The organism is Ruminococcus sp. (assembly GCF_016287535.1).
In the GTDB taxonomy this organism is placed as follows: Bacteria; Bacillota; Clostridia; order Oscillospirales; family Ruminococcaceae; genus Ruminococcus.
On the sequence record NZ_JAEFAJ010000022.1, the window covers coordinates 27,907 to 51,637 of the forward strand.

The 23,731-nt window shown below is 45.4% G+C and carries 14 protein-coding genes and 1 pseudogene; 13 read left to right on the top strand and 2 right to left on the bottom strand.

Annotated elements, in window-relative coordinates:
• Positions 1-12: 12 nt before the first annotated feature.
• The 9 genes and pseudogenes from QZZ36_RS12960 to QZZ36_RS09050 all read left to right on the top strand — a co-directional run.
• A pseudogene (locus QZZ36_RS12960) lies at positions 13-813 on the top strand (glycosyltransferase); the annotation flags it as partial.
• A gap of 10 nt (positions 814-823) precedes the next feature.
• Positions 824-1,900, top strand: a complete 1,077-nt coding sequence (locus tag QZZ36_RS09015; RefSeq protein WP_295080284.1) for a glycosyltransferase — start codon at positions 824-826, stop codon at positions 1,898-1,900.
• Between the two features lie 37 nt (positions 1,901-1,937).
• The gene (locus tag QZZ36_RS09020) at positions 1,938-3,104 is read left to right on the top strand and encodes an EpsG family protein (RefSeq protein ID WP_295080286.1); all 1,167 of its coding nucleotides are present in this window, start codon (positions 1,938-1,940) and stop codon (positions 3,102-3,104) included.
• Between the two features lie 13 nt (positions 3,105-3,117).
• The gene (locus QZZ36_RS09025; protein ID WP_295080289.1) at positions 3,118-3,936 is read left to right on the top strand and encodes a LicD family protein; all 819 of its coding nucleotides are present in this window, start codon (positions 3,118-3,120) and stop codon (positions 3,934-3,936) included.
• A complete protein-coding gene (locus tag QZZ36_RS09030) occupies positions 3,933-5,354 on the top strand; it encodes an oligosaccharide flippase family protein (protein WP_295080291.1) in 1,422 nt (473 codons plus the stop codon). Before QZZ36_RS09025 ends, QZZ36_RS09030 begins: the two co-directional genes overlap by 4 nt.
• Before the next feature lie 44 nt (positions 5,355-5,398).
• Positions 5,399-6,115 (top strand): IspD/TarI family cytidylyltransferase, encoded by a 717-nt coding sequence (locus QZZ36_RS09035; RefSeq protein WP_295080294.1) that lies wholly within the window; start codon positions 5,399-5,401, stop codon positions 6,113-6,115.
• A gap of 5 nt (positions 6,116-6,120) precedes the next feature.
• Positions 6,121-7,170 carry an NAD-dependent epimerase/dehydratase family protein gene (locus QZZ36_RS09040; RefSeq protein WP_295080297.1) on the top strand — a complete coding sequence of 350 codons (1,050 nt, stop codon included), beginning with the start codon at positions 6,121-6,123 and terminating at the stop codon, positions 7,168-7,170.
• A 296-nt stretch (positions 7,171-7,466) separates the two neighbouring features.
• Positions 7,467-9,914: a glycoside hydrolase family 11 protein gene (locus tag QZZ36_RS09045; RefSeq protein ID WP_295080300.1), complete on the top strand. Its 2,448-nt coding sequence runs from the start codon at positions 7,467-7,469 to the stop codon at positions 9,912-9,914.
• Between the two features lie 232 nt (positions 9,915-10,146).
• A complete protein-coding gene (locus QZZ36_RS09050; protein WP_295080303.1) occupies positions 10,147-12,060 on the top strand; it encodes a GGDEF domain-containing protein in 1,914 nt (637 codons plus the stop codon).
• Positions 12,061-12,214: 154 nt separating this feature from the next.
• On the opposite strand, the gene QZZ36_RS09055 is transcribed toward QZZ36_RS09050, so the two are convergent.
• Positions 12,215-13,954 carry a bifunctional diguanylate cyclase/phosphodiesterase gene (locus QZZ36_RS09055; protein WP_295080306.1) on the bottom strand — a complete coding sequence of 580 codons (1,740 nt, stop codon included), beginning with the start codon at positions 13,952-13,954 and terminating at the stop codon, positions 12,215-12,217.
• Between the two features lie 38 nt (positions 13,955-13,992).
• On the bottom strand, positions 13,993-15,468 hold the full coding sequence (locus QZZ36_RS09060) for a GGDEF domain-containing protein (protein ID WP_295080309.1): 1,476 nt from the start codon (positions 15,466-15,468) through the stop codon (positions 13,993-13,995).
• A gap of 399 nt (positions 15,469-15,867) precedes the next feature.
• Here QZZ36_RS09060 and QZZ36_RS09065 point away from each other — a divergent pair, with 399 nt between their 5' ends.
• From QZZ36_RS09065 to QZZ36_RS09080, 4 genes are all read left to right on the top strand, one after another.
• Positions 15,868-17,157: an O-acetylhomoserine aminocarboxypropyltransferase/cysteine synthase family protein gene (locus QZZ36_RS09065; protein ID WP_295080312.1), complete on the top strand. Its 1,290-nt coding sequence runs from the start codon at positions 15,868-15,870 to the stop codon at positions 17,155-17,157.
• Between the two features lie 204 nt (positions 17,158-17,361).
• Entirely contained in the window at positions 17,362-18,657 is a 1,296-nt protein-coding gene (locus tag QZZ36_RS09070; protein ID WP_295080315.1) for a CapA family protein, read from the top strand.
• A 139-nt stretch (positions 18,658-18,796) separates the two neighbouring features.
• Positions 18,797-21,997, top strand: coding sequence for a leucine-rich repeat protein (locus QZZ36_RS09075; protein ID WP_295080318.1), 3,201 nt, complete (start codon positions 18,797-18,799; stop codon positions 21,995-21,997).
• A gap of 623 nt (positions 21,998-22,620) precedes the next feature.
• A partial coding sequence (locus tag QZZ36_RS09080) for a glycoside hydrolase family 11 protein (protein ID WP_295080321.1) occupies positions 22,621-23,731 on the top strand: 1,111 nt, incomplete at its 3' end.

The following is a 23,731-nucleotide window of genomic DNA, read 5'->3' on the forward strand; positions in this document are numbered from 1 at the left end:
TATTCCGTGCTCATGTCGGTCTATAAGAACGATGATCCCGGCTTTCTTGATACAGCCTTGAAGAGCATATATGACGATCAGACCGTCAAACCCGATGAGATAGTCGTCGTATTTGACGGACCTCTGACCGATGAGCTGTACAGCGTTCTCGACAGCTTCAGAAAGGGCAGGGAAAATGTGGTCAGGTATTATCCTCAGGAGCAGAACCACGGTCTCGGAGAGGCTCTCAGGATAGGATCTGAAAAGTGTACCTGCGATTATATATTCCGTATGGATTCTGATGATATCAGCGATCCCGAAAGATTTGAAAAGCAGATCAGATATGTGGAGACGCACCCTGATACAGATGTTCTCGGAACGGATATCGCCGAGTTTGATAAATCAACGGACGAGGATATGAGAGTGCGCTCGTGTCCGGAAAAGCATGAGGATATCGTGCGTATGGCGAAAAAGCGCAATCCCATGAACCATGTTTCCGTTTGTATGAAGCGTTCCGCCCTTGAAAAGAGCGGCGGCTACAGGACGCTGCTTCTTCTTGAGGACTATTATCTGTGGCTGAATATGATTGTTGCAGGCTGCAAACTTGCGAATATGCATGAATCTCTCGTATATGTCCGCGTCGGTAACGGCTTTGACTCAAAGCGCGGCTCAAAGGAGAGGATAAAGGGTTGGAAGGTCCTTCAGGACTTTATGCTCGAACACGGAATGATAACGAAAAGAGAGGCTTGTCTTAATATGCTCTGTATTAGAGCGTTCGTGTACACATCCCCCAACCTGAAGCGCTTCATCTATAAGGCATTTCTGAGAAAATAGGAGACATAAAGTGGTAATTTTACATATAGCGTCTGTAAGCAACAATCCGTTCAGCGGCGTCTGCACCGTTGTTCCGAAGCACGTTTTCTATCAGTCGAAGTATGCCGAGTGCGCTCTTCTGAATGTGAGCGGAGAAAGCATAAACGCTGATATAAAACAGCTGGAATATAAAAAAGGTATCAGGCTGAATGAGCTTCCCAAGCCCTTTTCCTCACCTGACCTCATAGTATTCCATGAGGTTTACTATCCGGCGATGCTTCCGCTGGCAAAGCAGGCGAAAAGCGCCGGCATACCATATATAATCATTCCTCACGGCTGCCTGACAGCAAATGCGCAGCGGCAGAAAAGGCTGAAAAAGCTGATAGGGAATATGCTGCTGTTCAACCGCTTTATAAACGGTGCTGCGGCATTGCAGTTCCTCTCGAAGCCGGAAATGAAAAGGACAAAGTTCGGAAGCCGTTCATTTATCGGTACCAACGGTATCGGGGAGCTTGAATATGAGAAGGTATGGAAAGAAAGCAGCGGGTCAGGGATAGTTTATATCGGCAGGCTCGATATTATAAGCAAGGGCGTTGATATCCTGCTGGAAGCTGTTTCAAAGGCAAAGGACGTCATGGAGAAGAACAGCTGCCGCCTCGATATTTACGGACCTGACCAGAATGATATGCATGACTATATAAGGAAAACCGTAAATGAACGCTCGCTCGGTTCAGTGGTATCACTGCACAGGGAGGCGTTCGGGGAGGAAAAGGAGAAGCTCCTGAAGGAGAGCGACCTTTTCATACAGACCTCCCGTTCCGAAGGTATGCCTATGGGCATACTCGAAGCTCTGAATTACGGATTGCCGTGTATAGTCACAAAAGGTACTACATTGGGAGAAGTTATCCGTTCTTATGACGCCGGATGGCCGGCTGAAACAGATCCGGATTCTGTTGCGGAAGCCATCGTAAAAGCATTGAATGAAAAAGACAAATGGAAGGCGATGTCGAAGAACGCCCGCAGATTAACAGAGGAGAATTACCTGTGGGATAAGGTCGTGAAAAAGACCATCCTTGAGTATGAGAAATATGTCAAAGGCTCTCAATAAAATGTATTCTTAGGTATTAAAGCGAGGAGAATGTGGAATGTCTGAAGCTCTGTTATGGATGGAGAATACATTTTTTATAGAACGATTATGCGGTGTTATCGTATATACACTTATCACTCTGTACTATTATAACCGCCTTAAAAATCCGCAGCCGTGGGAAACTCCCGAAAAAACGCTGAACAAGGTGATGATCTTCCTGTGTGTGCTGGCGTTTTTCTATATACCTGCCGAATCGGCGGATCTTTCAAGGTGGCGGACTATTTCGGAGGGCTGGATAGGCGTCCCTTTCGGTCAGTGGGCTGATACCTTTTTGAAACAGCCTAACTCTCCGCTGGCATACCTCTTGTTCTATGTTACCGCAAACCTGAAAATAAAAGGGCTTCTGCCTTTGACAGCCTGCTTTGTTTTCTACCTGAATATCTTCCATATACTCAAATCAGAGGCAGGGAAAAAGCATATTACCACTCAGAGTATCGCGGTATGCTTTTTCTTTTTCATGTCGCAGGGACTTTTCCTCGGCGTAATAAGCGGTCTGAGAAATGCTATGGCATTTTCCATCGTTGCAAGGTGTATGTATGACGAGCTGGTACTGAAGAAGCACAGCTTCTGGTATGTGATACTGTGTTTCGCGGCTGCGATGATACACGTTGCGGTAATACCTCTGATCGGAATGTATTTTGTAATTACCATATATGACACTTGGTCAGATAAGAAAAAATGGAGAACAGCTTTAAAGGTCCTGGAGGTGCTCGTACTGGGCGCTGTTTCATACAGGCTCGGAAGAGAGCTGCTCGACTCTATAACCAAAAAGGCTGAGTATTATACGTCAGGTACGTCCTACAGCTATATGTGGGAATACATCATAGGTATCGCAAGCTACCTCATACTGGTGTATACCATGCTCCACTACAGGAAGCTGCCTGACAAATCAAATATAAAGGGAATATATGTATGTGCTGTTGCCCTCCTTGTTATGGAGGCAGTGCTGGTGCGCTCATATTCTATCTTCCACCGGTACGGAAATTTCAGTATGTACATAATGCTCCCGATGATGGCTGTTGTGCTTGAAGAAGAAAAGAAAAAGGATCCGCTGAGCAAAAGCAGCAGGTATGAATCGGTAGTTATGTTCACTTCAAGCTTTATGCTGCTGCTTGCCTGCTTCAGAGGCGACCTGTGCGGATTCAAGTTCTTTTTGCTGCCGTAAGGAGATTGATCGGATGAATAAGAATGAATTGAAAATGATGCATGATCTTTTGCTGGAGGACCTGAAATGGTTCGACGGCAAATGCAGAAAACTGGGGATAGAGTATTTCCTTTCATCAGGCTCGCTGCTCGGAACTATCCGTCATAACGGATTTATTCCGTGGGATGATGACCTTGATATAATGCTCACAAGAGAGAATTATGAAAAGCTCCTCGCTCACAGAAAGGACTTCAATGAGGGCAACTATGAGCTGATGAACTACAGGACAGACAAGTCCATGCCTATAATATACTCTCATCTCATGGACAGGAGAGCCGAGCTCAATCCCAAGGGTTCACCGGAGGACAGGCACTTCCTGCATCTCGATATATATGCCTGCGATTACATAAAGACAGGCACTTTTGCAAGAAGCAGATTCGCTGACAGATATGTGCTCCTGCTTGCGCGTCTGTACTCTTACCGCAAGGGCTTCAAGGTGACGGGCGGCTCAGGTGCCGGACTGAAACAGGCGCTGCTGAAGTTCGGTACTTTTCTGACCGGAAGATACAGCGACGAAAAATTCGTGAAGAAGATACTCAAAACAGTTGCGACGAAGAAGAAAACGGATATGATGGCTCCGGTGGCTTCACCCTACGGTTTCCTGAAGGAAGCCTTCCCGTCAGAGTATTATACCGAGCTGGTGCGCCACGTATTTGAGGATACAGAGGTTCCCATAACCGCTCACAGCGATGCTGTCCTTTCTCAGCTTTACGGCAATTATATGGAGCTCCCTCCTGAGGACAGCAGATTTTCTTCAATTGAAAAAACGGAAATAAGGTTTTTGGATATATGAGTAGTTCAAAGGGAAAATATCAGAATCTTGTAAAAAATACCATAATATTCGCCATCGGCAATATAGGCTCAAAGCTTATACTCTTTCTTCTGGTGCCGTTATATACCAACTATATGACGACGGACGAGTACGGTATCGCCGACCTTGTATTCAATATAGGTCAGATACTTGTACCCTTCTGTTCAGCGGGTGTTTACGCAACAGTCATACGCTTCGGCATCTCGAAGGATACACGTCATCAGGACGTGCTGAGGAATGCGCTGCTGATAATAACCTGCGGCTCCGCGGCTATGCTGCTAATATCGCCGCTGGTGGGACTGTACCATCAGCTGACGGAATGGAAATGGTATCTGTGCGCGTTCGTTATTACCGATCTGTATTCATGGGTTGAGATGAATTATCTCAAAGCCAAGGAACAGAATAAGATGTATACCGCACTGAGCGTCATAAGGACTCTTTCGCTGGCGCTCTGCAATGTGCTCCTGATAGCGGTACTGCATCTCGGAGCCCGCGGATATCTGCTCTCCACTATTATCTCGGCTGTCATCACTATAGTGCTTGCAGCCGTATTCGGCGGACTTTATTGCGACCTGAGAGAATCGCGCAGGGATAATGCGCTCCTGAAGGAAATGCTTATCTATTCCGCACCGCTGATACTGAACGGTATCTCATGGTGGATCATACATTCATCAGACAAGCTCATGGTCGGATTCATGATAAGCGCTTCAGCACTTGGAATATACGGCGTTGCCGGAAAGATACCGTCCGTTATCAACGTGATCGTATCCATATTCTCACAGGCGTGGGATATATCTTCCATCAAGGAAGTTGAGGGAAACAGCGATACAAGATTCTTCAATAATATCTTCAGCGTATACAGCTTTATGGTGTTCAGCGTTTCGCTTCTGACCGTTGCTTTTACAAAGCTGTTTATGAGCGTGTATGTGGGACCTGACTTCGCGTCGGCATGGCAGTACGTTCCGCTTCTGCTGGTAAGCGCAGCATACGGTGCGATAAGTACATATTTCGCTTCGTTCTTCATCGCTCTGAAAAAGAGCAGGCTATCAATGTACTCCACGCTGATCGGAGCAGTTGTGAATATACTGCTGAACCTTATACTGATACCCTTCATCGGCGTATGGGGAGCTGTCATCGGAACAGTTGTCGCTTATGCGGCTATCGCGGTGTTCAATACATTCGCGGTGCTGCGCCGTATCAAGCTCAACATTGACCTGACGAGGTACTTTATCAATTTTACGATAGTTCTTCTGCAGGCTGTACTGGTGTCGGTCGATTTCTACGGAGCTGTTGTTTCGGCTGCAGCTATCATTGTATTTGTCGTTCTGAATTTCGGAAGCGCAAGGGAATTCTGTACAAAGGGCATGAATATAGTTAAACACCGCCTGAAAAAACAGTAACGGGCTGTGACAGCAAGAAAAAATTATAATACGGGGGAAGTATTATGGCAAATATCGGATTGTTGATCGCCGGAGGTACCGGCAACAGAATGCATCAGGACATACCCAAGCAGTTCCTGACTGTATATGAGCGTCCGGTTATCGTGTACACTCTGGAGGCCTTTCAGAACCATCCGGAGATAGACGCTATAGCTGTTGTATGCATAGAAGGCTGGGAGCAGGTGCTTTGGGCTTACGCAAAGCAGTTCAATATCACAAAGCTGAAGTATGTTATGCCCGGAGGAAAGAACGGACAGGATTCAATACGCAACGGCGTTTATGAGCTTGAAAAATACTACGGACCGGAGGATATCGTTCTTATACATGACGCTATACGTCCTATGGTATCGGCGGAGATAATCTCCGACTGTATCAGTAAGACAAAAAAGTACGGCAACGCAATTACCGTGATACCCTGCGCCGAAGCTATGCTGCAGACAGAGGACGGCACAGTGTCAAATGGAAGCTATCCGAGAGACCGCCTGAAAAGAACTCAGACTCCGCAGGGCTTCGCTCTCGGAAAGATATGCGACCTTCACAGACGCGCTCTTGAGGCAGGTATCACAAATTCTGTCGCTTCATGCACGCTTATGATAGAAATGGGGGAGCAGGTACACTTCTCGTCAGGCTCGGAAAAGAACATCAAGCTCACTACCATTGAGGATATCGACATATTCAAGGCTCTTCTGAAAGCGAAGAGATCTGACTGGTTAAAGGACTGATCTGTATGAATTTCTATGATAGCGAAAACTATAAAAAAGATGTCGGAATAGCTGTCAGAGCTGTAGCCGGATTTGAGAAGCTGTTCGGCTCGTCAGTGCTTATTGCCGGAGCTTCGGGACTTATCGGCTCGTTTATGGCTGATATGTTCCTTTACGCGAACAAGCATATGAATGCGGATATTACCGTATATGCAATGGATCTCAGCGCTGAAAGGCTTGCGGCGAGATTTGAAGGCGCCGACAGGGAAAAGCTCCGTCCGGTGGAGCACAACGTAAACGAGCTGCCGGATTTCGATTTTACAGCCGATTATATCATACACGCGGCAAGTCCCGCGTTTCCTGCCGCGTTCAGCAGCGATCCCGTGGGAACGATAATGAGCAATATCCTCGGCACAAAGTACCTCCTCGATTACGGAAGGGATCACGGTACAAAGCGTATGCTTTATATATCATCGGGTGAGGTATACGGTCAGGGCGACCTCAGCCTTGAGTCCTTTGAGGAATCCTATGCGGGATATGTTGATCCCACCTCGCCGCGTTCATGCTACCCCAACGGAAAGAGAACGGCAGAAACGCTGTGTGCTTCATATACAAAACAGTTCGGACTGGATACTGTTATCGTAAGACCCAGCCATACCTACGGCCCGACAGTTACAAGGGCTGACAACCGTGCTAACGCGCAGTTCGTGAACAAGGGACTTGCAGGTGAGGATATCGTCCTCAACAGTGCCGGAAACCAGATGCGATCATATACCTACCTTGCAGATTCAGCCTCAGCTATAATTACCGTCCTTGCCTGCGGCGAGAGCGGCAATGCGTACAATATAGCAAATTCACAGTCAAGGACTACTATCGCAGGCTTTGCTGAGGAAGTCGCCGCACAGACAGGTACAAAGGTGATATTTGCCGATCCCGACGAGGTAGCAAAGGCTGAGATGACCCCTATAGCAAAGCAGGTGCTAAGCAGCAGAAAGCTTGAGGGACTTGGCTGGAAGGGGCAGTTCACCGTTGAAGAGGGTATCCGTCATACACTGAATATAATGCGTGAGCTCTGATGAACAGAGCTGTATGAGCTGCGGCTTTTGCCGCAGCTTTTTCTTTATCCCGGCTGTTATGACTATAGGTCAATCTGCACAATTGAGGGAAGAAAGAATGGATATATAGACGATAATTTAAGTGGACTCTACGAAAAACATTGACTTTTTTACAGCATTATGTTACTATCTAATCAGCAAGGGTACTTCCTGAATACGACCTTTTCAGGACGGTTACGGGGAGATTTCCTTACTTAAAATATTGTATTAATTTTTTTATTTTTGGGTATCTTTACGGATACGTGGGAGGAATTTTTATGAGGAAACACACAAAGGGCTTTTTATCTGCTGTTGCTTCGGCGGCATTGTGTATCGCAAGCGTACCGCTTCAGACAGTCAATGCCGATATCATTATCGATCATAACAGCAGCGGTATCGACAAGGGTTATTACTTTGAAATAGTAAATAACGACAAGGACAGTCAGCCGGAATTCCATGTGAATCTCGGCGGCAACTACATCTGCAGATGGGATAACGATGAGGACTTTTCCGCTGCAAGAGGTTTGAAGTTCGCTTCACCGGTCAGGTATTCGGAGCTGGGAGAGATAAGCTATAAATACTGGAAAAGAATAGATATAGAGAGTATCAGCGATAAAGATAAGGCATATGTAAGATTCGGTGTAAGACTTCATAATGCAAAGGGCGATGTATTTGACATACTTGAAATAGACACCATGTCTGAGGGAAGCAGTATAACTGAAAAGGATAAAAAGATAGGCAGCCTTGATTCATATGAAGTATTAAATGACTACAGCATTGCCGGACCGTCCGGAGAAAGGGTCGATGTTGCGTACAGTATCTATGCGCGTGAGAATGCTGACGGCAGCAGGACCTTCATCTGCCGCAGGAATGAACCGATGTCCGTGAATAATGAGGTCGAGGATGACAGAAGGATAAACGTGTCCGAAAAGCTTGCTGCGATAGTTGCTGCAGGATATGACCCCGGAGAGATAACAGATGTGGGACTGTTCCTGGAGAGCGCATATTCAAAGGGCGAGGCTGTTGTCTATACTTATGACTTGTCCATCGAGAATATGCCCGAAATAGCTCCCGATGAATATGAGGACGCAGAGGCTCCGCTGATATTAAAGGATTATGACTACGGAGTTCGTACAGGTTATTATTACGCTGTCAACAGCAGATTTGCGAGTGACCATATGGAGGTCATAGCTCCGTCATCGTTCAAGGCTGAATGGGACGCAAGTGAGAATAAATACAATAACGATCCGGAATTCGAGCGCGGAAAGCAGTACGAGCGCGGGCAGTCATACAAGGCTGTTGCAGGTTCGTCCATAGACTATACAATGAACTTTGACGTCGAGGGCACCTTTGCGGTAAGTACACTGGCAAAGCTCGCCGTTATGGAAATGCCCGATTATTATCTTGATACCGAAATATATATCGTAGATGCGTGCAGCAGCGGCTGGAAGCCGTCGGAATATGCAAAAAAGATAGGAAGTATCAATGCCGACGGAACGGAGTATGATATATATGACAGCTCTATGAGCATGATAGGAACCGGCAAGAAACGGGTGACACAAAAGTATTACTTCATAGACAGGAATGCCGAGGAAAACGGTCTGAAGGGAAAGATAACGGCAAAGCATGACCTTGGACCGTATATGGATTATGTACACGATCTGGGCGTTGTGCTTGGCAATGCCGATGTTCTTGTCGCTCAGATGAACGGCGGTATCTCAAAGGGCAGCGCTGAGCTTGTTAAGGTCGATGTGACTGTGCCTGATTATATCGCAGATGACGGCGAATACGAAAGAGAAACAAGATGGATAGATGTCGATCAGTGGAACAGGTCCGTTTATCTGAACGGTCTGACCTATGCCTATGACGGCTCTAATCTTACCATGAAGGGCTATGCAGGCGAGAAAATAAACTGTGAATGGGGAGCGTTTGAACCGTCGGCGTTCTCATCGAATAATACCGAGTATTCACGCCGTTTTGAGATCGGAATGTCAGATATATGGAAAGATGACGGATCATTCGGCTTTGAAAGCAACGAAAGTCTGATGTTCGACTATAATATCGATATCGGTGAGGTCACTTCGGATAAGAAAGATCCCAAATGGGTGATCGGCGGATATATTTCCTGCCTGAATATGGATGGGCTTGAAGATCAGGGCGCCGAGGAGTATTACGGCTGCAATATCCTTATCGCGGATAAATGGGACGGAGACCTCACATCTGAGTTTGCATACGGCACGTTCCATGATCCTCAGGAGCTTGGGACCATTGTTTCAAACGGCGTAAAATATGATGTCATTGCTTATATACCTAAGGTGAAACAGGACCGTTCACCGTTTGTTATCGTTAAGCGTCAGGAACAGCTCAAGGCTGTTGAAGCTGAAGATGTTGAGAAGGGCTGCACACGTTATGAGGGAAGCTTTGACGCAGCGGATATAGTCAGAAAGGTAAGCGGACTCGGTATTGACACATACTGCGTCCGGAGCGCTTATTTTGCGCTGAATGTTCTGCGCAACACAGGCTCGGCAGCTGTAAATTCAGTAAGTGTAAAGAGGGAAAAGAATGAAAGCGCTGTTTATACTGCTGATGATATCAGAAAGCTGACGGATTTCCTTCTCGGCAAAGAAACGGATATCCCTGCCGGTACAGATTATGACCTCAACGGCGACAGAGTCTGGGATACTTTCGATCTTTGCAGTATGAGAAAAATAGCTGCAAAGCAGTAAACTTAATAGAAAAGGCGGCTCTGCCGCCTTTTGTTTTGCAGAGCGATATTAACTCCTCCGCTGCAATTATGTACAGAATAAGGAGTTTTATCCGGGATTTTGCGGACTGTGTCTGCCGGTCAGTATAATTTTTGCTGCTGTTCACTGTTTGAAAATTGACAAAGGAAAAATATGGTGATATAATTTAATATATACTAAATAAAATGATCTTTTTGGACGGAGGTGAGATGATATGATCAATTCTCTGAAAAACATTGCTTTTTTCGGTTGTTCCCTGACAAGCAGGTACAGACAGGGACTTTGCGGCAGCTATAACAGAATTGCGAAAAAACTCGGCGTAAACATTGTATATTTCAATTTTCTCGGACAGATAGGTCAGAAGAGTTCTGAATACGGTGTTCGTGAATTCGACCTTATCGAATATATAGATCTTGAACAGTTTGACGGTATAATCTATGACGGAGAAGGCTATAACGTGGAAGGTATAGCCGCCAGAGTAATAGAAAAGCTTCGTGAGGCAAAATGCCCTGTTGTATCTATAAGCAGCCATGTTGAGGGCTTCTGCAATATCGACTTTGACGACGCCGCGGGTATGCGAAGAATGGTCGAGCATTTTACCGACGTACACAAGCATACGAGAATTGGTTTCATGTCAGGTCCGTTTTCTCACCCCGACGCTCAGCTGAGACTGAAGGAATTCAGGGACGTCATGAAGGAAAAAGGTCTGCCTGAGGACGGTGCAGGCGTATTTGAGGGGGATTTCTGGTTCCATAAGGGCGAGGAGGCTGCGGATTTCTTCCTGTCACGTCCGGAACGTCCGGAGTCGGTCATCTGTGCCAATGACTATATGGCTATTGCCCTGATGTCAGCATTCAAGCTGAGAGGAATAAATATTCCGGGGGATATTGCTGTATCAGGCTTCGACGGCTCTGAGGAGGGAAGAAGCTATATCCCGCATATCACGACAGTCACCCGTGAAAGGGAAGATATCGCGGAAAAGGCTCTGAAATACCTTACAGAATACAGCAGCGGAAACGGTAATGACGATCAGAGCGTTTCGCCGAGAAATATCTTTACCCAGTCCTGCGGCTGTGAGAGCCTCGACCATAATACAGAGCTTCAGAATATAAATAACATATTCAATGATGTCCGGCTTTTCGGCTACTGCCTCAATGACGCGGAGGCTGCTCTGCTGAGACTGAATAAGCTGGAAAAGCTTGAAGAGCTTACTTCAGCATTCATAGACTGCGCTACCAATTTCGGAGATTATTCGGCTTTCTTCCTGTATATGCAGACAGACAGCAGCGGAAGGCTTTCATGTACAAGTGAATGCAAGGAGCCGACAGGCAATTTCAAGCCTGTGATATGGATAGATACCAAAAACGAGTATGTCAGGAATGATAAGCTTGTCGATGCCTCTTCACTCATACCTGAGGTCAATTCTGATGTACCGCACTTCTATTATATTATGAGCGTCCACTGTGCGGAGAAGATGTTCGGATACGCTCTCATCGAAATGAAAGATGACGATATCTTCAACGACTTCTATAATATCTTCCTTCTTAATCTTGCGGTCACCATCGAGCGCCTGTGGACAAATGACAAGATCCGCAAGCTCTATGACAAGCAGAAGGCTCTTTATGAAAAACAGAAGCAGCTCAGTATCAGCGATGTGCTCACCGGTATGCTTAACCGCCGCGGATTCGATGAGCAGTCCAGAAAAGCCATAAGCGAGCTGAAGGGTAAATCGGTAGTATGTACTATGGTGATAGATATGGACGGTCTGAAGCATATCAATGATGTTTACGGACACAGCGAGGGCGACAGCGCTATCAAAGCGGCTGCCGGCATCATCATGGAATGCTGTACCTCAGGTGAGATCGCCGGACGTGCCGGCGGTGATGAGTTCTATATCTATGCCTCAGACTATTCAAAGGAAAAGCTGAACAGGTTCAATGAAGGACTTGTGCGCTTGTGCGGGGAATACAATTCAAAAAGCGGCAAACCTTACAGGATCGAGCTGAGCTACGGTTCCTGCCTTGCAGAGACAGACAGTGACGGTCAGATCGAGAGCTTCCTGAGAATAAGCGATACAAGAATGTACAAGCATAAGATGTCAAAGCCTGACAGAAAGAAGAGAAAATAAAAACGCCTTCCATAAGAGGGGCAAAAATGACTGAAATTCAACGTAAAACAGTTGAATATTGAAAAAATTTTTTCAGATTCTATGTTTTATACAAAAAAACAAAGTCTGTATTGTAAGTATCTTACAATACAGACTTTTTGTTTTCAGTCAGTGGTCATGCGCTTTCCAGAACAAGTCTTTCAGCGTCTTCCACGGCAAGAGGGTGTCCCCATATGAAGCCCTGTATGAAATCACAGCCGATGTCATGGAGAGAATCAAGCTGATCGTTCTCTTCCACACCTTCGGATATAACTTCAAATCCCATGATGTGACCTATGGAGATTATCGCGGCGACATACTGCTTCGAGGAATCGCTGGTGTTCATTTTATCTATGAAGGATTTGTCTATTTTCAGAAGATCGGCAGGGAGCCTGTTAAGATAGCTGAGTGAGGAATAACCTGTTCCGAAATCGTCGATAGCTATCTTTATGCCCATTTTTTTGATCTCTTCTATGCAGTGAAGGGATTTTTCGGCTGAATCTATCATTACTGATTCGGTTATCTCTAACTCCAGCTGGTCGGCAGGTATGCCGCTGATTTCAAGTATATCCTTCAGCTCGTCAATGAATCCGTTTTTCATCAGATGCTTTACCGAAACATTGACGCTGAGTATTATGTCGGCGCCGGTCTTTTTGATGAGGTCTCCGAAGAAAACAGCTGATTTTTTCAGTATCTCGCCCTCTACCTTGTCTATCATGCCGACTCTTTCAGCAACAGGGATGAACTCGTCCGGACGGAGGATATTGCTGTTTTCGTCCTTGACGCGGGCAAGCGCTTCAAAGCCGCGGAGCTTGTGGCTGATATCGAACTGCGGCTGAAGGCAGAAGAAAATATTGTCGCTGTCAAGCGCTGTCCTCAGTGTCCGTTCTATCTCAAGAGTACGCTCTGGCTTCAGAAGGTCGGGAGTGAAGTGAAGTATATGATTTCCGCTTCCGAGACGTTTCATTTCTGACACCGCCGCGTCAGAGTAGGAAAGCAGACGGTCGAAGTTCTTGGCGTCAGCCGGGAATTCTGCGTAGCCGAAGCTGGCTGATATGTAAAGGTCGCAGCCGTCTATGGTCATGCGCTGACCAAGAACATTCTCGTATTTGTTTATGGTATTAAGGATATTGTCGCTTGAATCATAGCTGCGTATCACAAGTGAGAACTCGTCGCCGCCGAGACGGTTTATGAAATCGACAGTGCCCGAAAGTCCGGAATCCGCGATATTCTTCCAGCGTGAAGCTATCTCTGAAAGCACCTTGTTTCCTGCGTCAAAGCCTAAGGTATCATTTATGCTCTTGAAGTTGTTAAGGTCGATAAGTACCACGGCAAATCTTTCATCACGCTTTATAAGGTTGTCTATGAGCTCAGAGCAGGCAAACCTGTTCGGCAGCCCCGTGAGCATATCCGTGACCGCCTGATCGCGTATCCTCAGCTGATAATTATGAAGCCTTTCGTTTTTCTTGTGAAGAGTCGTGACTGCTATAATAGTACACAGATCCGTAAAGAGTCCGGGGAGAGCGGAAAAGTTCTTGTGATGCGGGATATCTATAAGTATCATTGGCAGCTGAAGGATAAGAGCTGCAATTGCGGTATAATATCCAAGCTTTCTGTAATAAATGACTATAAGCACTATGAAGATATTTGCAAGCGCCGAGAATACTCCGGCGAAGGAGCTGATCGCGACAGTGCTGCCGCCTATCTCGATAGTCGCGCGGGAACCGGAAGTCAGCTTTATTATTATTGTTGCGGCTATGTAAAGCGCGAGCATTATAAAATAACCGACTATTGAATAGTTCTCTTTTTCCGAGATACTGTCGATAGTTTTTTCAAGTATATTCTTGTTTACTGCCCCGGAATTGTTTTTTTCCATATTCTCTCTCCTCTTATCAGACTGTACGGAAATAATCTTTATCTGTATTTCCCGTATTTTTTTCTGAATCCCGCTTTATCTTCGTACATATCCTTTTCTGTGCGCTTGAAAACAAGGGCTGCAGATGTGTCAAAGGAAGCGTTTTCTGACATTCCCACAGCAGCGGAATATCTGAACCACTGATCCAGTTCAGTCTGATTGTATTTTTTGTCAAATTCATTCCTGAGATGTTCCACGATGGTCTGCCTGTCTTTAAAGTCCTGACCCTGCAGAACAACTATAAATTCGTCTCCGCCTATCCTGTAGACGGGAGAGTGCTTGAAGGCGTCGCATACCATACGGCAGCAGCCTCTGATGTACTGGTCTCCTGCTCGGTGTCCGTACTTGTCGTTTATTTCCTTCAGGTTGTTCATATCGACCATGACCAGTGCAAATGAGATATCTCCCTGGGAGATAGCATAGTTGAGTTCATTTATCTTTTTTTCATAAGCTGACTTGCTGCTTACGCCAGTCAGCGTATCTTTCTGATTTTCCTGACTCAGCCTTCCTATCTGCTGTTCTTTTGCTTTGATGTCACGCTCTGCCCTGAGCTTGTCAGCCTGCAACTCGGAAAGGTCATTAAGGTGGTCTATGATATTAGTCTGTATTGCGCGTATTCCATGATAGAGTTCGCCTATACCGTCACGGCTCTTTATATCAAGCTCCATGACGCCCGCGTCCTTGTAGCTTGTATTCTCTGATGGCCTGAATTTTTTCATTTCAGCGGTGATCGCGTTTATCGGGCCGATGTATACCTTTTTTATTATCATTGCTGTCAGTGTCTGCATAAGCAGGGCGAACAGCAGTGAGCCTATTAAAAGATACACAAGGAAATGACGCCTTGTCTCCATGGCGTCGTCCATGCTGAACTCGCAGCCTGTTACGCATACGCATCTGCCGTCGGAAGCGTATACGGGACTGAATGCGGAACAGACCCAGCCATGACTGCTGCGGAAGATCACAGGCTCATCGGTATCAGATCCGCTGAGTTCATTTTCACGCGGTTCATAGCAGCCTGTCCGGAAAAGCGGCTCTTCCGGAGCATTCACAAGGTACATATCATTCTGAGCGCCGCTGCTTTCCTGAGCCATAATACAGAGTGACTTTATATCTCCCATGTTTCCGAGGCAGAGCGCTATGGATTCCTGAGTCCGTATGAAGCCGTCCCACAGATCCTTTTCTTTAAGGAAGCCGCTGATGAGCTCTTCGTTGTTTTCTTCCTCGGCTCTGCTGCGGAGCGCCTGATACTCCTCTGAAACGGCAGCTTCCTGCAGCTTCTCAAGATAGTCGCCGTCTGCCAGTGATGATAAGTTGCCGGCGGTATCCGACGCGCACCGTTTGTAATACTTATCGGCCTGACTGTTGCTCGCGTAAAAGGCTAATGCTGATACGCCGGCAGCCATAAGGAGAGCAGAAAGGAAAACGAAGCTATATATTTTGAATCTTATGGAGAAAAAGCTCTTTTTCCGTTTCATTATATCCTCCTTTCCCGAATCAGCACATACAACCCCAATTTAATACTATCCCTATTATACATTATTAAATTATAAATAGCAATAGGTAAAATGTAAAAAAGAATCAACATGCTGCGCTGTCCAGTAGGCAGACTTAGCTGATTTTCTGCTGATTTTCTCAAAACAGTTATAGGTTCAACCTATAACTGGTAATGGGAATTATGGATTTGACAAATATACTAAGCCGATATATAATATAGACATACCAAACGGAAGGAGATGCTGTTATGATAAAACCGAATATACTATACTGTCTCCGCTGCATTTCTGAAGGCACAGAACGAATGTGCAGACAGGGCTGATAAACAAATGATATTAACGAGTATTTGAATATAAAGATTTTTTCAGGAGGAATTTACAATGGCAAACAATAGATTACATTTTGAGACTTTACAGCTTCATGTCGGACAGGAGCAGGCAGACCCCACCACTGACGCAAGAGCAGTACCCATTTATGCGACTACATCCTACGTCTTTCATGACTCACAGCACGCGGCAGACCGTTTCGGTCTGAAGGACGCTGGCAATATCTACGGCAGACTTACAAATACCACACAGGACGTTTTTGAAAAGCGCATAGCCGCTCTCGAAGGCGGTGTAGCTGCTCTCGCAACAGCTTCAGGCGCGGCTGCGATAACATATACCATACAGGCTCTTGCCAAGGCAGGAGAGAATATAGTTGCCTCAAAGACTATATACGGCGGTACATATAATCTTCTCGCGCATACTCTCCCGCTTTACGGCATTACTACAAAATTTGCGGACCCAGATGAAGAGGGAAGCTTTGAAGCGGCTATAGACGAGAATACAAAGGCTCTCTACATCGAAACTCTCGGAAATCCCAATTCCAACGCAATCGACATTGAAAAGATAGCAAAGATCGCACACGCACACAATATCCCGCTCGTAGTTGACAATACTTTTGCAACTCCTTTCCTTGTGCGCCCTGTTGAGTACGGTGCGGATATCGTAGTTCATTCCGCGACCAAGTTCATAGGCGGCCACGGTACGGCTATCGGAGGCGTTATCGTTGACAGCGGCAATTATGACTGGGCGAAGTCGGGACGCTATCCGTGGATATCCGAGCCTAATCCCAGCTACCACGGTGTGAGCTTTACCGCTGCGGCAGGCGCTGCTGCTTTCGTTACATATATCCGCGCCATACTTCTCCGTGATACCGGCGCTACTCTCTCTCCCTTCCATGCTTTTATATTCCTGCAGGGACTTGAGACACTTTCGCTCCGCGTTGAGCGCCATACCTCAAACGCAAAGAGTATAGTTGAATACCTCTCAAAGCATCCGCAGGTGGAAGCTGTGCATCACCCCTCACTCAGCAGCGAGCCGAGCCATGAGGTGTACAAAAAGTATTTTCCCAACGGCGGCGGCAGCATTTTCACGTTCGATATAAAGGGTACTGAGGACGACGCAAAGAAGTTCATAGACAACCTTGCGATCTTCTCACTCCTCGCAAATGTCGCTGACGTAAAGTCACTGGTAATTCATCCTGCTTCAACGACTCATTCTCAGCTTACCGAAGCCGAACTCGCAGAGCAGGGCATCAAGCCAACGACTATACGTCTGTCAATAGGCACAGAGCATATCGATGACCTTATCAAAGCCCTCGACGACGCATTTGCGGCAATAAAATAACATTATAAGGCGGCTGGATAAAGCCGCCTTTTTCATCTGTATCAGCAGCGTATAAGCTGCTGTTCTTTTTTTCATTGACATAAACCGAAAAAAGTTGTAAAATGATATTGTTTTCTGAAATCAGGATCAGGCAGAGTCGTTGGTTGTCTTTTGGCGGCAGATATGGAACGGCTTTTTACAAAACAGTTTTTAGGAGGATTATTTATGCTTAAAATATCTGGATGCGGTGATATCCTTATCGCCGGTCACCTTCCGGAAGGAAAATACAAGGGCTTTGAAGAAATGAGGGATTTCCTCATGTCTCACGATGTGAGATTCGGAAATCTTGAGACCACAGTACACAGAAACGAGGGATATCCTTCACTGTTTCCCGGCGGCGGATACGCAATGGCAGATCCGGACGTTCTTGATGATGTGAGGGAGTATGGTTTCAATCTTCTGAGCATAGCCAATAATCATTCTCTTGATTATTCCCATAAGGGTCTCGAAGCAACGATAGGTTATCTTAAAGAAAAAAGATTCGCTTTCGCAGGCGCAGGCATGAATCTTGCGGAGGCATCGGCGCCGTGCTATATCGAGACGAGAAACGGAAGAGCCGCGCTGATAGCTGTTACGAGCAGCTTTCATGATTCTGACGCCGCAGGAAGTCAGAGCGTGGATATGAACGGCAGACCGGGCGTCAATCCGCTCAGGCATACGGAGGTGCTTCAGGTAACTCCGGAGCTTATGGCCGCTGTTCAGCAGATCGCGGCGGGTACGGGTATAAACGAATACAGAGACCTTGGCGCAAAAAACGGTTATGTCATGCAGAACAGGAATGTCAAGCTGAGAGATGTTCAGTTCACTGAGGGCGATGAGATAAAAAAGATATCAACCGCGGCAAAGCGCGATCTGGACAGAGTGGTATCACAGATAAATGAAGCACGCGCTCAGGCAGACTGCGTTATAGTTTCTGTTCACGGACATCAGTTCAAGGGAACAGACAATTACCCTGATGATTTTATAGTTGAGTTCTGCCATGCTGTTGCTGACGCAGGCGCGGATATAGTGTTCTGTCACGGCGCTCACGTTATCAGGGGAATAGAAAAACGCGGCAGCGGTATTATCTTCTGGGGCCTCGGAGACTTTATCATGAAAAATGAACTCCAGACAAAGCTGCCGGCTGATTTTTACGAAAAGTATTCGATACCTTATGAGTATTACGACAATGTTGGCATGGCAATGAATATCAGGAGCAAGGACGGCACAGTTGGAATGTGCGCGAACAGCAAGGTGTGGGAGAGCTTTATCCCAAGTATAGAATTTGATATCGAAGAAAAGAAGGTAGTGTCCGTTAAGCTCTATCCGATATCACTGCATTTTGAACTGCCGAGAAGCAGAAGAGGCTGGCCGGAATTAGTTGACAATAAGGAGATATTCACTGAGCTTGAAGCTATCTCCGGCAATTTTGAAACACCTGTAAAAATAAGCGCTGAGAACGGCTACGGTCTGGTGCTCTGATAATTGTTAATGTGTTAAATACATGAACTAAAAATTACGGGATTGTAAATTTTCACACAGAAATATTGTGGGATTTTTCAGTTTGTGATATAATTGCTTTTAAGTCGAAAGACTAATGATATAAAAAGGAGAATAAACTATGAAAATCAAAAGAATCATCGCAGCTGTCACTGCTATTGTGCTCGTTGGGGGAGCGTATCCGGCGGCAGCAGGAACTGTCGTTACCTCCGCTGCGGAAACCGCAGCGATTACTGATGACGGGACTATCGAAAAGGACGGTATCCTGTATGAGATCAGCGACGGAAAAGCTACTATGAAAAGGATCAGTGACAGGACGCTTACGGATATCGTTATTCCTGACGATATCGACGGTATCCCAGTTGTTGGCTTCAACAGGACACAGTTCACAATGATGAGACAGATGAAGTCTGTCAAATTAGGTGATAATATCACAGAGATACCGGCATATGGGTTTGAGGGCTTAACAGAGCTTGAGACCATTGAGCTCGGAAAGGGCATTGAGACTATCGGCGAATATGCTTTCCGCAACTGCAGCAGCCTGAAAAATATCATCTTTAATGACGGACTTAAATTAATAAAACACTATGCTTTCGACGGATGCAGTTCACTTGTGTCTGTGGAACTCCCGGACAGTCTCGAAAAAATTGAGTATAATGCTTTTGAATACTGCGATAACCTTGAAAGCATAAAGCTCGGAAACGGTCTGGAATACCTTGATGAGAACGTCTTTTACGGCTCCACAAAGCTGTCGGATATAAGCTTCGGCGAGAATCTCAAACACATCGGCTACGGAACATTCCATGACTACAGTATCTCATCTCTGGTACTGCCGGAAAGCGTAGAGGAGCTTGAGGGCTGCCCGCTGGTTGGAAGACGTATGACTCCTGACGGCAAACCGATAACAGTGGTTATAACCAATCCTGATTGTGTGCTCCTGAAGCCTGAGTGGTGGAAGGGATATACTATCGTCTGCGCTAAGGATTCTGCTGTGGAGAAGTTCGCGATTGAAAACGAACTGACATACATGAACATCGAAGAAACAGATACGGACGAAAATGATTACGTCTCGGAAGGGGACGGAGTATTGAAGTACGCGGAGACCGAAGGCGGTCTTATGGTCATCGGTGTGGAAAAGCTGGGCAAGGACGGCTCCATAGACATACCTGATGAGGTGGACGGAGTGCCGGTCGTAAGCATTTACAACAGCATAATGGGCGAACTCCTCGTTAACGAAATGAAGTCGCTGAGGATTGGCAATAATATAAAGACTGTTCCGGCAGGTCTTTTCTCGAACTGCCGTGCCCTTGAAAGCGTTGAGTTAGGATATTCTGTTGAAACTGTCGAAAGCGGTGCGTTTTACAACTGCTCAGCCCTTGAAAAAGTTACATTCAATGATGGACTGAAAACCATCGGAAACGCTGCGTTCTCACAGTGTGGTATCAAAAATGATCTGATTTTCCCTGATTCGCTTGAAGTGATAGAAGCAGGTGCTTTTATGCACGGCGGAGATTTTAGCCGTGTAGTTACGGGAGACAACCTGATATCTATCGGAAATGCCGCTTTTTCAGGCAATACTTCGCTTATCAGTGCGGAACTGAACGAAGGACTGACAGAGCTCGGAGAGTCGGCTTTTGAAAACTGCTATCTTCTCGGAAGAGTAAATATTCCTTCAACTCTTACAAGCATTGAGAAAAAAACATTTTATAATACTGTTATTGAAAAACTTGACCTGGGCAAAAACATAAAGTCAGTGGGCGAAAATGCATATCATTCGCTTTACAGTGAGGACGGCGAGGAAAGAGTAATAGAGGCTGCAAACGGTCTTCCTGAGGTAACTATACCAGCAAAACCTGAGAGCGTTGTTATCTATGTTCGTAATGCGGAATGTGAGATCGGCAAGGACGCTTTTACCGGAGGCTTTGACGCGATCTACGGATACAGGTATTCAAATTCCGAGGAATACTGCAACAGCCTTGAAGACAAGGAATTCCTCTGCTTCGGGTACGTTATTGACGGAAATAGCAATGGCTACTCGGAAATAATGACTTTATTTGAAAATGACGACAACATTTGCATACGTGATATATATGCTGATAGAGTTAAAGGCGATACTCTTATTATCCCTGCTGAGATAGTTGGAAAAACGGTCACAATAGAAGAGGGATTCCGTGTTTACGCTGATAAAGGCACACCAAATATAAAGAATCTTATAGTTGAAGCGGATATCAAGGACTTTATGTGGGGATCTTTTCAAGAATTATCTGCACTTGAAAATGTTGAGATCGGCGAAGGACTTGTGACATTGGATTACCATCAATTTTCAGGTTGCAAGAGCCTGAAGTCAGTCAAGTTGCCTGACAGCCTTGAAACAATAGGATATGGGGCGTTTGGAGGATGCATTAATCTTAGCGACATACAATTCGGAAATGGACTTAAAACCATAGGAGAAGATGCTTTTGCAAGGTGTAACTCTTTGACTGAGTTGACATTTCCGGACAGCCTTGAAATAATAGATAAATCAGCGTTTAGTGAATGTGTAAATCTTAAAGAGGTAAAATGCGGAGCAAGCTTAAAGACTATCGGAAAGTATGCCTTTATGGAGTGCTATAATCTTAAAAAAGTGACATTGAACGAAGGGCTTGAAAGTATCAGAGAAATAGTATTTATGGATTGCTATTTACTTGAAGAGATAAATATACCCAATACTGTTAAAAAGATAGAAACAGGTACTTTTGCCGATACAAGCATAAGAAAACTTGTGCTGCCTGAAAGTGTTGAGTATGTTGCAGACAATGCATTTTATTATATTCCGAATAAACAAACCGATAAAGAAGAAAAAATTTATGTTTACAATGGTAAAACGTGGCCATGGGAAGATGAACAGACTATTATTATCCCTAAATATGAAGGAGAAGTAAGCATAACTATCCTCAATCCCGAATGTGAATTCAGTACATCATCATTTTTGGGTGATATTGATAAAGTATATGGCTATTGGAACTCAACTGCCTCAGAGATGTACGGGGAGAGATATGACAGATTTGTATTTGAATCTATCGGAGAATATAATAAAAAGAAAAAGGAATATCTTGCGGGAGACGCAAACTGTGACGGTACTGTAGACCTTGCGGACGCTGTTATCATAATGCAGTCACTGGCAAATCCTGACAAATACGGTCTCAACGGCACCGACGAGAGACATATCACCGAGCAGGGCATTGAAAACGGTGATGTTGATAAGAGCATTGCCGGTCTGACTTCCAACGACGCGCTGAGGATACAGGAATTCCTGCTCGGCAAGGACGTCAGCCTTGGCTGATATGACGCTGATCGGCGAAATACAGGATTTTACTTAACAAATAAGCTGATAACCGAACACGGGAAAGACGTGTTCGGTTATTTTTTGCGCTGAAAAAACCTGAATCATTTTATGCTGTACCGCTTCTTGCTGTTAAAGCGGTCGGAATATTTATACATTTTGTGTAAAATGCACAAAAAAGTTATCCAAAAAGTAATCAGTAAAAAAACTTATTCATTCTGTATTTTAAAGGTAAAGCAATAAATGATTATATTTTCCGCAGCCTTTAAAGTGAAATTGCAAAAAGATGATTTTTACAGTTTTTGCCCGAAATATCGTAGCACAATTGTGCTATAATGTTCATAATGTTATATTTTAAATTAAACTGGAAAAATAGCGGATAAAATTAATATATGGCATAATGCGCAAAAAATACGAGCTGAAATGTGCAAAAAATGTGAACTGCGAATATGGTAAATGATTGTTAGCAAGAATTGACTTGAATAGTTCACAGAAATGTAATAAAATGAAATCAAGTACCAAGGAAGAGGAGGGACACAAAGGCATACCTTGCTTTTGCGCTTTTTCTTGGTCGAGAAGGATCTTAAAACAATAAACTTTTTAGAAAGTGAGGAATGATCAAAATGAAAAAGGTCACATTCCAAAAGCTTGTCAGCGCAGGAATAGCTGCGATGACACTCGCTTCAAGTGTACCTTCGATTTCCGCAACTGTTGTTCAGGCTGCTGACCAGCAGGTAAGGGGAAACATCGGCGGATACGACTACGAAATGTGGAACCAGAACTATACCGGTCAGGCTTCAATGAATCCGAGTGCAGGCTCTTTCACCTGCTCATGGAGCGGCATTGAGAACTTCCTGGCTCGTATGGGCAAGAATTTCGACAGCCAGAAGAAGAATTACAAGGCTTTCGGCAATATAGTTCTTACCTATGATGTTGAGTACACACCAAGAGGAAACTCTTATATGTGCGTTTACGGCTGGACAAGAAACCCTCTTATGGAATATTATATCGTTGAAGGCTGGGGCGACTGGCGTCCACCCGGAGACGGTGCTGAGAGAAAGGGTAACGTAACACTGAACGGTAATACTTATGATATCGCCAAGACAATGCGTTACAATCAGCCTTCTCTTGACGGTACAGCTACTTTCCCGCAGTACTGGAGCATTCGTCAGACCAGCGGTTCAAGAAACAATACACAGAACAACATGAAGGGCACTATCAATGTATCAGATCACTTTGACGCTTGGTCAAAGGCTGGTCTCGATATGTCAGGTACTCTTTATGAGGTATCTCTCAACATCGAGGGCTACAGATCAAACGGTTCGGCTAACGTAAAGAGCGTTACTGTTACCACAAACGCATCCGGCGGCGGTGGCGGCGGCGGTGGAAGCACAGCTACAAAGACAGTAGAGCCAGATGCAAACGGCGACTACTTCACAAACGACTTCGAGAGCGGTGCAGGCGACTGGACAGGAAGAGGAAGCGCTTCTGTTGATACAAACAGCAAGAACTTTTATGACGGTTCAAAGTCACTCTACGTTTCTGACAGAGCAAGCGAGTGGAACGGCTGTGCTATCCCGCTCGATTCCAATGCGTTCGTTCCCGGCGAGACATACAGCTTCAGCGCTGCAGTTCTCCAGAACAGCGGTTCAAATGTAACTCTTCAGATGTCACTCCAGCAGGGCGACGGCAACGGCGCTTCTTATACTCAGATCGCTGATTGTACAGCAAAGA

What these genes read in the sequence shown, in the direction of transcription:
- QZZ36_RS09065 (WP_295080312.1), top strand. Translation starts at nt 15,868, where the DNA reads ATGGCAAACAATAGATTACATTTTGAGACTTTACAGCTTCATGTCGGA.
- QZZ36_RS09055 (WP_295080306.1), bottom strand. Translation starts at nt 13,954, where the DNA reads ATGGAAAAAAACAATTCCGGGGCAGTAAACAAGAATATACTTGAAAAA.
- QZZ36_RS09045 (WP_295080300.1), top strand. Translation starts at nt 7,467, where the DNA reads ATGAGGAAACACACAAAGGGCTTTTTATCTGCTGTTGCTTCGGCGGCA.
- QZZ36_RS09030 (WP_295080291.1), top strand. Translation starts at nt 3,933, where the DNA reads ATGAGTAGTTCAAAGGGAAAATATCAGAATCTTGTAAAAAATACCATA.
- QZZ36_RS09025 (WP_295080289.1), top strand. Translation starts at nt 3,118, where the DNA reads ATGAATAAGAATGAATTGAAAATGATGCATGATCTTTTGCTGGAGGAC.
- QZZ36_RS09070 (WP_295080315.1), top strand. Translation starts at nt 17,362, where the DNA reads ATGCTTAAAATATCTGGATGCGGTGATATCCTTATCGCCGGTCACCTT.
- QZZ36_RS09060 (WP_295080309.1), bottom strand. Translation starts at nt 15,468, where the DNA reads ATGAAACGGAAAAAGAGCTTTTTCTCCATAAGATTCAAAATATATAGC.
- QZZ36_RS09050 (WP_295080303.1), top strand. Translation starts at nt 10,147, where the DNA reads ATGATCAATTCTCTGAAAAACATTGCTTTTTTCGGTTGTTCCCTGACA.
- QZZ36_RS09020 (WP_295080286.1), top strand. Translation starts at nt 1,938, where the DNA reads ATGTCTGAAGCTCTGTTATGGATGGAGAATACATTTTTTATAGAACGA.
- QZZ36_RS09075 (WP_295080318.1), top strand. Translation starts at nt 18,797, where the DNA reads ATGAAAATCAAAAGAATCATCGCAGCTGTCACTGCTATTGTGCTCGTT.
- QZZ36_RS09040 (WP_295080297.1), top strand. Translation starts at nt 6,121, where the DNA reads ATGAATTTCTATGATAGCGAAAACTATAAAAAAGATGTCGGAATAGCT.
- QZZ36_RS09035 (WP_295080294.1), top strand. Translation starts at nt 5,399, where the DNA reads ATGGCAAATATCGGATTGTTGATCGCCGGAGGTACCGGCAACAGAATG.